The 12,366-nt window shown below is 41.6% G+C and carries 8 protein-coding genes and 1 tRNA gene; all 9 read right to left on the minus strand.

All coding sequences use genetic code 11. From position 1 onward, the window contains the following. Positions 1–106 precede the first annotated feature (106 nt). The gene (rpoC, locus tag QZV86_RS11810) at positions 107–4,309 is read right to left on the minus strand and encodes a DNA-directed RNA polymerase subunit beta' (protein WP_295628352.1); all 4,203 of its coding nucleotides are present in this window, start codon (positions 4,307–4,309) and stop codon (positions 107–109) included. 103 nt (positions 4,310–4,412) lie between these two features. After that, a complete protein-coding gene (rpoB, locus tag QZV86_RS11815; protein ID WP_295628358.1) occupies positions 4,413–8,486 on the minus strand; it encodes a DNA-directed RNA polymerase subunit beta in 4,074 nt (1,357 codons plus the stop codon). 151 nt (positions 8,487–8,637) lie between these two features. Then, positions 8,638–9,015, minus strand: a complete 378-nt coding sequence (gene rplL, locus QZV86_RS11820) for a 50S ribosomal protein L7/L12 (RefSeq protein ID WP_295628361.1) — start codon at positions 9,013–9,015, stop codon at positions 8,638–8,640. Between the two features lie 58 nt (positions 9,016–9,073). Continuing rightward, on the minus strand, positions 9,074–9,589 hold the full coding sequence (rplJ, locus tag QZV86_RS11825; RefSeq protein ID WP_295628364.1) for a 50S ribosomal protein L10: 516 nt from the start codon (positions 9,587–9,589) through the stop codon (positions 9,074–9,076). Positions 9,590–9,897: 308 nt separating this feature from the next. Next, complete coding sequence (gene rplA / locus QZV86_RS11830; RefSeq protein ID WP_295628367.1) at positions 9,898–10,590, minus strand: 50S ribosomal protein L1; 693 nt, start codon at positions 10,588–10,590, stop codon at positions 9,898–9,900. A 1-nt stretch (position 10,591) separates the two neighbouring features. Then, positions 10,592–11,023: a 50S ribosomal protein L11 gene (gene rplK / locus QZV86_RS11835; RefSeq protein ID WP_295628370.1), complete on the minus strand. Its 432-nt coding sequence runs from the start codon at positions 11,021–11,023 to the stop codon at positions 10,592–10,594. Between the two features lie 119 nt (positions 11,024–11,142). Next, complete coding sequence (gene nusG, locus QZV86_RS11840) at positions 11,143–11,676, minus strand: transcription termination/antitermination protein NusG (RefSeq protein WP_295628373.1); 534 nt, start codon at positions 11,674–11,676, stop codon at positions 11,143–11,145. A gap of 16 nt (positions 11,677–11,692) precedes the next feature. After that, positions 11,693–12,037, minus strand: coding sequence for a preprotein translocase subunit SecE (secE, locus tag QZV86_RS11845; protein ID WP_295628375.1), 345 nt, complete (start codon positions 12,035–12,037; stop codon positions 11,693–11,695). 125 nt (positions 12,038–12,162) lie between these two features. Further along, positions 12,163–12,238 (minus strand) — tRNA-Trp (locus QZV86_RS11850). Positions 12,239–12,366 lie beyond the last annotated feature (128 nt).

A 12,366-nucleotide genomic window follows, 5' to 3' on the forward strand; every position in this document is an offset into this window, starting at 1 on the left:
CTTTCACAGATAGCTATCTTGCCTTAGACTACTTAGTCAACCCTGTACTGTCAAGCTGTTTGCACGGTTAATGTACACGAACGCCACAATCGTCGGCCTTTCTATACTAGACAGCATTATCGATTGGAACACTCGATTCAACACTTATTTCAGGTATTTTTCCTTGTTTTTTCCTCTTACTATGAAAGGATAATCCCGTACCTGCAGGAACCAATCTGCCAACAATAACATTCTCTTTTAATCCGCGCAAATCATCTTTCTTGCCCATAATTGCTGCTTCAGTCAATACTCGGGTTGTTTCTTGGAATGATGCCGCAGAGATAAATGAATCCGTCGATAATGATGCTTTTGTAATACCTAACAGCATAAACTCATAGGTAGCAGGCATTTTCTTTTCGGCAATTAATCGCTCGTTCTCAGCAAGTAAATCGGCGCGCTCTACTTGCTCTCCTGGAATAAATATTGAATCTCCAGCACTGGTAATTTGCACTCGCCTTAGCATTTGGCGCACAATAACTTCAATATGTTTGTCATTTATCCTAACGCCCTGCAATCGATATACATCTTGAACTTCATCGGTAATATATCGTGCTAATGCCTCAACACCTTGCAAACGCAAGATATCTCTGGGGTCTGCTGGTCCATCAACAATAATTTCCCCCTTGTTCACCACTTGCCCATCATGCGCCATTACGTGTTTATCTTTCGGAATTAAATATTCATGCACAATTTCTTCAAGATCGGTGATAATTAATCTTTGCTTGCCTTTGGTATCCTTACCAAAAGAAACAATTCCCGTAACCTCGGCCAACATGCCCGCATCTTTCGGCGCTCTTGCTTCAAATAGCTCAGCCACTCGCGGCAAACCTCCTGTAATATCACGCGTTTTAGAAGTTTCTTGCGGAATTCTTGCCAATACTTCGCCGACACTCACCTGCTGCCCATCCCGCACTGTGATAATACAACCGATCTGGAATGTTATGCTCACAGACTGATTACTACCCAGCATCTTTATTTCATTCCCATCATCATCTAAGAACTTCACTAGTGGACGCAAACCTTTTGACTGTATAACTCCTCGGCGTTTCGGATCAATGACTACCAAGGTTGACAATCCGGTAACCTCATCAATTTGCTTCGCTACTGTCACACCTTCTTCAACATTCTCAAATCGCACCTTCCCGGTATATTCAGTTATTATAGGGCGAGTATGCGGATCCCAGGTCGTTAATACCTGACCCGCTTTAACCATTTCACCATCCCGCACCAACAATGTTGCACCATAAGAAGCTTTATGTCTTTCACGTTCACGGCCATTTTCATCCTGAATAATAATTTCACCGCTTCGTGAAATAGCTATCAATTCATTCTGAGCATTAGTCACATATCTCATCGTGGGAGAATAATGTACTGTGCCACTTGACTTACTCTCGACCTGACTTACCACAGCAGTTCTGGATGCTGCACCACCAATATGAAACGTGCGCATTGTTAATTGTGTGCCTGGCTCACCAATTGATTGAGCAGCAATAACTCCTACCGCCTCTCCCACATTAACCGGCGTCCCTCGTCCCAAATCCCGCCCATAGCACTTTGCACATAAACCATATCGAGTCTCACAGGTAAGTGGGGTACGAACTTTTACTTCATCAATACCCAAAGACTCAATCAAATCGACGGCATCTTCATCCAACAATACTCCCGATGCAAAAAGCACTTCCTGACTTTCTGGGTTAATTACATCGTTGACTACAACTCTACCCAGGATTCGCTCGCGTAATGCTTCAATAATTTCACCACCTTCCACCAGAGCCTTCACAACTACGCCGCTACCCGTATTACAATCTTCTTCAGTGACCACAAGATCTTGAGTAACATCAACTAACCGTCGAGTCAAATAACCTGAATTAGCAGTTTTTAATGCTGTGTCTGCTAGTCCCTTCCTAGCACCATGTGTTGAAATAAAATACTGCAAAACATTTAAACCTTCGCGGAAATTAGCAGTAATCGGTGTTTCAATAATCGAACCATCTGGTTTCGCCATCAATCCACGCATACCCGATAACTGACGTATTTGTGCCGCTGAACCTCGAGCACCTGAATCTGCCATCATATAAATTGAATTAAACGACTCTTGCATCAACTGTTTGCCTGTTTCATCGAGCTGAATCTTTCCGCTAGACCTCTCAAGTACCGGCTCTACACCAAGCTGATTCATCATAGCTTTTGCAACTTGATCCCCTGCTCTACCCCAGATATCCACGACCTTGTTATAACGCTCACCCTGTGTCACCAAACCCGATGTATATTGCCCCTCAATTTCTTTTACTTCTTGTTCTGCTTCAGCAATAATGTCGCTTTTTTGAGTTGGTATCAACATGTCGTCTGCGCAAATAGAGATACCAGCGCGTGTAGCATAAGTAAATCCTGCGTACATAAGTTTATCAGCAAAAATGACTGTCTCACGCAACCCACAACGTCTAAAACTCGCATTAATAAGTTTTGATATCTCCTTCTTTTTTAGTGTCTTATTAAGCAATGAGAACGGCAACACGGGAGGAAAAATCTCAAACAGTAATGTTCTTCCTACTGTTGTTTCATAACGAGTAATTTTTTCATACCGTTCACCTTCTGCGTTGATGTCATATTCCTTGATTCTAACTATAATTCTTGCATTTAATTCTACATTCCTACTTTCATAAGCACGCGAGACCTCGCTGACATCCTGAAACAACATACCTTCACCACGAGCCCCCACTTTCTCCCTGGTAGTATAATAAAGTCCTAATACGATATCTTGCGATGGTACAATAATGGGCTCTCCATTAGCTGGAGATAAAACATTATTGGTTGACATCATTAATGTTCGGCACTCCATTTGCGCTTCTAATGAGAGCGGCACATGAACGGCCATTTGGTCACCGTCAAAATCAGCATTAAATGCCGCACAAACTAATGGATGCAATTGAATTGCTTTACCTTCGATCAAAACTGGCTCGAATGCTTGAATACCTAATCGATGTAGAGTCGGTGCACGATTCAACATAACTGGATGCTCACGAATAACATCTTCCAAGATATCCCACACCACTGCAGTTTCATTCTCAACTTCGCGCTTGGCAGCCTTTATGGTGCTTGCAATCCCCATTAACTCCAGTTTATTGAAAATAAAAGGCTTGAATAGCTCAAGTGCCATTTTCTTGGGTAATCCACACTGATGGAGCTTAAGTTGAGGCCCCACAACAATAACTGAACGACCAGAATAATCCACCCGCTTACCTAGCAAGTTCTGTCGGAAGCGTCCACCTTTACCTTTGATCATATCTGCCAACGACTTAAGTGCTCTCTTATTTGCACCTGTCATTGCCTTTCCTCGACGACCATTATCCAACAATGAATCAACTGCTTCTTGTAGCATACGCTTTTCATTACGAACAATAATTTCTGGTGCTTTTAATTCTAGCAATCGTTTTAATCGATTATTACGATTGATAACTCTGCGATATAAATCATTCAAATCCGAAGTTGCAAAACGGCCTCCATCTAATGGCACCAGAGGACGAAGGTCTGGTGGCAAGACTGGCAACACGGTCAAAACCATCCATTGTGGCTTGATACCTGATTTATTGAATGCTTCCAGCAACTTAAGTCGCTTAGAAATTTTCTTAATCTTCGTTTCTGAACCCGTACTATCCATCTCACGTCGCAGATTCTCAATCTCAGCTCTAATGTCCAGATTGCTTAGTAAATCACGAATACCTTCTGCACCCATACTGGCACTAAAATCATCTCCATATTCTTCTGTTTTTATTAAATAATCATCCTCAGTCAACAACTGACAACGTGTCAATGGTGTCATGCCAGGATCAGTGACTACATAAGCTTCAAAATATAGTATGCGTTCAATGTCACGCAAAGTCATATCCAGCACCATACCCAAACGAGATGGCAGAGATTTCAAGAACCAGATATGTGAAACAGGCGAAGCCAGTTCAATATGACCCATACGCTCACGGCGTACTTTTGATAAAGTAACTTCAACGCCGCATTTTTCGCATATAACACCACGATGCTTTAGGCGTTTATATTTCCCGCATAGACACTCATAATCTTTGACTGGACCGAAGATCTTGGCACAAAACAGACCATCTCGTTCCGGTTTGAAGGTACGATAATTAATCGTCTCAGGTTTTTTTACTTCGCCATAAGACCAAGAACGAATTTTCTCTGGAGAAGCAAGGCCAATTTTGATGGCATCAAATTCTTCTTTGTGAGTAACTTGTTTAAATAGATCTAGCAGTGCTTTCATTTGTCACTCCTGTAAATCAGGGGGCAATAAAATTTTGATGAAATTTATGTAATATGCGTAATGAGAGGATAGATTCAAACTAATCATCCAATCTTTGAAACAATTAATTTTGTTCCAAATCGATATCCATACCCAGCGAACGTATTTCTTTTACCAATACATTAAATGACTCCGGCATTCCAGCATCAATCTTATGATCACCCTTAACAATACTTTCATAAACTTTAGTGCGCCCTGTGACATCATCCGATTTGACAGTCAGCATTTCCTGCAAGGTATATGCGGCACCATACGCTTCCAACGCCCAGACCTCCATCTCACCAAAACGCTGCCCACCAAACTGTGCTTTACCACCTAATGGCTGCTGTGTTACTAAACTATAAGGGCCTGTTGAACGCGCATGCATCTTGTCATCCACCAAGTGATGAAGCTTCAGAACATGCATATAACCAACAGTAACTAGTCGATCAAATGCCTCTCCTGTTCGACCATCGTATAATGTGATTTGACCCGACCTTGGTAATTCAGCAAGCTCCAGCATGTCTTTTATTTCTTTCTCCGTTGCACCATCAAACACGGGGGTGGCAAAAGGAACGCCTGCTGTTAAATTTCCAGCCAACGATAAAATTTCTTTATCTGACAGAGAGGAAATATCTTCTCTTTTACCGCTCTCATTATAAATCTTATCGAGAAACTCTTTGATTTCACTTGTATCCTGCTGCTTCTTCAGCATTTCATTAATTTTCTTACCAAGACCTTTCGCTGCCCACCCTAAGTGCACCTCAAGAATTTGTCCTACATTCATTCGCGAAGGAACTCCCAGTGGATTTAATACCACATCAACAGGCGTTCCATCAGCCATATAAGGCATATCTTCCAAAGGTACAATCTTAGAAATAACACCTTTATTGCCATGCCGTCCTGCCATTTTGTCGCCAGGCTGCAAACGCCTTTTAACTGCGATATAGATCTTGACCATCTTTTGCACGCCAGGCGCTAATTCATCACCCTGAGTAAGCTTTTTCTTTTTTTCTTCAAACGCGGCATCAAATGCTTTACGTTTTTGCGCCATACTCTCACGCACTTGCTCTAATTGTATGCTCGCATCCTCGTCAGCCAACCGAATATCAAACCAGTAGTGAGGGTCAAAGCTTTGTAGATATTCAGCAGAAATCTCTTTCCCTTTTGCCAGCTTATTGGGCCCCCCTGTAGCCATTTTACCAATCAACAAGCGCTCAAGACGAGCAAATGCATCTTCTTCTACAATACGCATCTGGTCCGCCAAATCTTTTTTGTAGCGATCAAGTTCATCGTCAATAATATTTTGAGCTCTCATATCACGCTCAATACCTTCACGAGTGAACACTTGCACGTCAATCACAGTTCCCGAGATTCCTGATGGAACTCGAAGTGAGGTATCTTTTACATCTGATGCTTTCTCACCAAAAATAGCTCGTAATAATTTCTCTTCCGGAGTTAACTGCGTTTCGCCTTTTGGTGTAACTTTTCCAACTAAAACATCCCCTGCTTCAACTTCTGCGCCAATGTAAACAATACCTGATTCATCGAGACGCCCTAACTGATGCTCGGATAGATTTGGAATATCTGCAGTTATCTCTTCCGTACCTAATTTGGTATCCCGGCTCACAACCGATAACTCTTCAATATGTATGGAAGTAAAACGATCTTCAGCTACGATCCGCTCTGAAATTAGGATAGAATCCTCAAAGTTATACCCATTCCATGGCATAAATGCCACCAGCATATTCTGTCCTAATGCAAGTTCACCCATATCAGTGGACGCACCATCAGCAATAACATCGTCTTTACTGATGCTATCACCAACTTTAACTAAAGGTCGTTGATTAATATTTGTATTCTGATTAGAGCGCGTATATTTTATGAGGTTATAGATATCAACCCCCACTTCTCCCATGTGTGTCTCAATATCATGCACACGCACCACAATTCGACCCGCATCCACATAGTCAACGACTCCACCTCGTTTGGCCCGAACAGTAGTACCAGAATGTATCGCTACAACCCGCTCAATTCCCGTACCTACGAGTGGCTTCTCCGCACGCAAACAAGGAACAGCTTGACGCTGCATATTTGATCCCATTAATGCACGATTTGCATCATCATGCTCTAGAAATGGTATCAGTGACGCTGCTACCGATACAATTTGTGCTGGCGCCACATCCACGTATTCAATACGATCCGGTGAAGACAGCGCAAATTCGTTTTTGTGACGACAAGAAACAATTTCGCTAATAAATCGGTGATGGTCATCAAGCTCAGCATTAGCCTGAGCAATCATAAAATTACCTTCCTCGATTGCCGACAGGTAATCAATTTCATTAATCACCTGGCTATTTTTCACTCTGCTATAGGGTGTTTCTATAAATCCATATTCATTAGTTCGCGCGTATAATGCCAATGAATTAATAAGACCGATATTAGGCCCTTCGGGTGTCTCGATTGGACACACCCTGCCATAGTGTGTTGGATGCACATCACGCACTTCAAAGCCAGCCCTCTCTCGTGTCAACCCACCGGGGCCCAATGCTGAAATACGACGCTTATGTGTTATTTCAGACAATGGATTCGTCTGATCCATAAATTGTGACAACTGACTGGAGCCAAAGAATTCTCGAGCTGCTGCAGAAACAGGTTTTGCATTAATCAAATCATGAGGCATCAGATTTTCTGATTCTGCCTGACTCAAGCGTTCTTTCACCGCACGCTCTACACGTACCAACCCAGATCTAAACTGATTTTCTGCCAATTCGCCAACTGAACGTACGCGCCGATTACCAAGATGGTCAATATCATCAATTTCTCCGCGCCCATTTCTCAGCTCTACCAGAATTTTTATCACCGCGACAATATCTTCATTCGATAGTGTTGGGGATCCCGTCAACTCAGTTCTTCCTACTCTACGATTAAATTTCATCCTACCTACTACGGATAAATCATAGCGCTCTGGCGAATAGAACAAGCCCGCAAATAACGCCTTAACCGCATCTTCTGTCGGCGGCTCACCAGGCCGCATCATGCGATAGATTGCAACTTGCGCATTCATTTCGTCGGTTGTTTCGTCAATCTTTAACGTCTGAGAAATATATGCGCCATGATTAAGATCATTAACATACAACGTATTAATTTTCTTTACACTTGCTGTGCGAAGCTTTGCTATTGTTTCTTCACTAATTTCATCATTAGCAAGCGCTATAATTTCACCTGTTTCCGGATCAACTATATTCTGTGCCAATACTCTTCCCAATAAAAAATCTTCAGGAACTTCTAGCTGATCAATCTTAGCCTCTTGCATTTCTCGAATATGCTTAGCTGTAATCCGCTTATCTTTCTGAACTATTACTTTTTTGCCTTTGGCCAAAATATCGAAACTCGCCACTTCTCCACGCAAGCGATCGGGTACGAGCTCAAACCGTATACCTTTATCTGAAAAATGAAAACAGTCGAAAATAAAAAATTCTTTCAATATTTGCTCGGAGGTACAACCAATTGCCTTCAATAAAGTAGTCACTGGCATTTTACGACGACGATCTATTCTAAAATATAGACAATCTTTAGGATCAAACTCAAAATCTAACCATGATCCACGATAGGGAATAATCCGCGCAGAAAATAGCAATTTTCCCGATGAATGAGTTTTGCCACGATCGTGTTCAAAAAATACCCCAGGAGAACGATGTAATTGAGAAACGATCACACGTTCAGTCCCATTAATAACAAAAGATCCTGTCTCCGTCATCAAAGGAATTTCACCCATGTAAACCTCTTGCTCTTTGACTTCCTTAACAGTCGGTTTGGATATTTCCTTATCCATAATCGTCAGCCTTACCCTTGCACGCAAAGGCGATGCATAAGTTAATCCTCGTTGCTGACACTCTTTTACATCAAATACTGGCGAACCAAGCTCATAGCTTATAAAATCTAGGCGTGCATTTTTGGTATGACTCTCAATTGGAAAGATTGAATTAAAAGCGGCCTGCAATCCTTGGTTTCGACGTTTACTGGGCGCAATACTTTCCTGTAAAAAAGCCGCGTAAGACTCTATCTGTGTTGCAAGTAGAAAAGGAATTGGCAAAACACTCGCGCGCTTGGCAAAACTTTTTCGAATACGTTTTTTCTCTGTGAACGAATAGCTCATGAGTTTTCTCCGAGAGAAGAAGACCGAGGGTTGAATAGTTGAGGCCAAACAACTATCAATTGCCGGGATGCCAAAAATGACACATCAAATGGTCAAAATACCAAAGGCTGGTAGCTTTGATTCCCCACCAGCCCTAAAATTTATTACCTTTCTACTTAATTTCGCAAGTAGCGCCAGCTTCTACCAACTGTTTCTGAATTGAAGCTGCCTCATCTTTAGATGCACCTTCCTTGACAGGTTTTGGCGCTCCGTCAACCAAATCTTTGGCCTCTTTCAAACCTAAACCGGTCACCGTTCTTACCACTTTAATAACATTCACTTTACTTTCGCCGGCAGATGTCAGTATCACAGCAAACTCAGTTTGTTCTGCCTCAGCTGCGGCACCACCACTAGGTGCAGCAGCCACAGCAACAGCTGCCGCTGCTGCAGATACACCGAATTTTTCTTCCATTTCTTTAATCAACTTTGACAATTCAAGAACTGTCATATTTGCAATTGATTCCAATATTTCGTCTTTTGTTACGGCCATTATTATCTCCTGGTAATTTTCTGTATTAAGCTATTAATAAAAATAGAAGTTTGATGAACTACTTGCTATCACGCACCATAGCTAAACCACGTACAAATCTAGCTGGCACTTCATTAAGCGTTTGAACAAATTTGGCCATAGGCGCTTGCATTGTTCCTAGTAATTTAGATAACAATTCTTCACGACTCGGCAATGAAGCTAACGCAGTAATTTCATCACGCGACATTACCTGCTCACCTATCGCACCTACTTTAATCACGAATTTCTCATTACTCTTGGAAAATTCATGCAACACTTTCGCAGCTGCCACGGGATCAGCACCTATACCATAAGCAAGGGGCCCTACCATATGCTTGGCTAACTCCGCATAAGGTGTATCAGCAACAGCACGACGAACCAATGAATTTTTTATGACACGAAAATAAATTCCTGATTCACGAGTTTTCGCTCTTAGCTGAGTCAGCTGACCAACTTCTAACCCTCGATATTCTGCAATGATAATAGCTTGAGCATTAGTTACCTGAGTGCTCACTTCTGCTACTATAGCTTTTTTCTCTTCAAGATTAAGACTCAAGGTTTACTCTCCATCTGTAAAAATAACACTTGGAGCAATTAAACTAATCACTTCCAAATACTACAAACTGGCAACCTTAAACCAGGAAAACAAGACTCCTGTTTTGGGCTCACCATCTACGCTGGGCATTCAATTAAATTGAGATAAATATATATCAAATTTCTTTGACTTCTCATTCAACAAATGAACTTTTAAGCATTTCAAATAAAGCGCTTACAGACTGTTATTTGCACACCCCAACGGTCTTTGACAATCCACCAAACCCTACACTTCTGTATTTAGTGGCCCACAAAGTTCTATTTTACTACTTATATTATACTTGTCTGATCTATTCTGACACTAATGCCCATGGTACTAGAAACAGATACTTTCCTTAGGTAAACGCCCTTCGATGAAGTTGGTTTGGATTTATTAAGTGCATCAATCAATGCCTTCAAATTTTGTTTTAATGCATCTATTCCGAATGATGCTCGTCCAATGGTGCAATGAATAATGCCAGTTTTATCAGCTCTAAATTGTATTTGTCCAGCTTTAGCATTCTTGACAGCACTCGCAATATCCGCAGTCACAGTTCCTACTTTCGGATTTGGCATCAAGCTGCGAGGCCCTAAAATCTGACCTAATTGACCAACTACGCGCATGGCATCTGGACTTGCAATTGCGACGTCAAAATTAATATTTCCTGCCTTAATATCAGCTGCTAAATCTTCAAATCCCACAATGTCCGCACCAGCTTCTTGCGCTTCTTTAGCTTTATCCCCCTGCGCAAATACTGCAACACGAACTGTTTTTCCAGTGCCTGCAGGTAAAACGACCGACCCACGTACTGCTTGATCTGATTTTTTTGCATCTATCCCTAAATTTACTGCAATATCAATAGACTCATCAAACTTGGCCGCGGCAGTTTCCTTAACTAATCCAAGCGCTTCATCGATTTGATATATTTTATTGCGATTGACTTTCTCTGCTATGGCTATATAGCGCTTTGATGAACGTGCCATTTTATATACCCTCTACTTCTATACCCATACTGCGAGCGCTTCCTGCTATGGTACGCACAGCGGCATCCAAGTCTGCTGCGGTTAAATCCGGCATTTTTGTTTTTGCAATTTCTTCTGCCTGATTACGACTCAATTTCCCAACCTTATCTATATGCGGCCTAGCACTACCTTTACCCACCCCTGCAGCTTTCTTTATTAATACTGACGCAGGCGTTGTCTTCATTACAAACGTAAAGCTTTTATCAGCATAAGCAGTGATTACTACTGGCACGGGCAATCCCGGTTCAATTTTCTGCGTAGCCGCGTTAAACGCTTTACAAAACTCCATAATATTTAACTGCCGCTGCCCTAGAGCAGGGCCGATTGGTGGACTTGGATTAGCCTTACCCGCTGGCACCTGTAACTTGATATAACCGATTATTTTCTTTGCCACTTCATTCTCCTGGTGGGTGCAAACGAGTAATAAGCCACTCTCCCCAACTATTTATAACAATTAACACAATACTGCCATAACTTCTCTTCAGCTACTAAACTTCAAGAAAAAGATATTATTTAGGATTTCTCAACTTGATTGAAATCCAACTCTACCGGTGTGGGCCGCCCAAAAATTGATACCGATACCCTGAGCTTACTCTTGTCGTAATTAACATCTTCTACATTGCCATGAAAATCAGTGAACGGACCATCCTTCACACGAACAGCCCCCCCTATTTCAAATAAAATTTTCGGCTTTGGTTTCTCTACGCCCTCCTGGATTTGGTGGAGTATATTGTCGACTTCCTTTTGACTTATTGGTGTTGGCTTCATCGCTGAACCGCCAACAAATCCTGTTACTTTGTCTGTATTCTTAACCAAATGCCAAGTATCATCAGACATCTCCATTTCCACCAAAACGTACCCAGGAAAAAATTTTCGTTCACTAATATTCTTTTGCCCGCTTTTCATTTCGATCACTTCTTCCACTGGCACCAATATCTGACCAAACTTATCTTGCATACCCGCTCGATCAATACGATCTCTTAATGCTCTCTGCACACTTTTCTCATATCCTGAATAAGCGTGAACCACATACCATTTCATACTCATCCTTTCCTCAGAGAAATTAAGCATCCTGATTCATCATTAGCTTCACAAGCGACATCAAAGCAGCGTCGATGAGCCACAAAAATATAGCCATCACAACAACAAAAGCAAACACTACTCCAGATGTCTGAAGAGATTCCTTACGACTTGGCCATACGACCTTTTTTGTTTCTTCAGAGGATTCTTTACAAAAGGCGTAAAAATCTTGACCTTGAGTCGTATATTTAGCAATAATGACTGCCGACAATATTCCCGTCAATATGGACAAAACACGAATGACCATAGCGCTTTCATTTAAATAAAAGAACCCAGCAATACCTGCGAAAATAAAAACAACCGCAAGCACAAGCTTTAATTTATTCACGTTTTGAATCCCTTATATCTTACAAAAACACTCATCAAAATATCTATGTTCGTTTGAACATTTTTACTGGAATTATTTTTTCTATGTTTATTCTCTAGTTAAAAATTCCGCTTCAACCATCTATATGGCAGGCCAGGAGGGCATCGAACCCCCAACCTTCGGTTTTGGAGACCGACGCTCTGCCAATTGAGCTACTGGCCTATTATCTGAAACATTACTGGAGTTATAACGATGTAAAATAATTATATTATCCCAACTTTCCCGCGAATAATATTCACTCAATAATTTTAGCAACAACGCCGGCACCAACAGTTCTACCACCCTCGCGT

Source organism: uncultured Nitrosomonas sp., from assembly GCF_902826915.1.
Classification (GTDB): Bacteria; Pseudomonadota; Gammaproteobacteria; order Burkholderiales; family Nitrosomonadaceae; genus Nitrosomonas.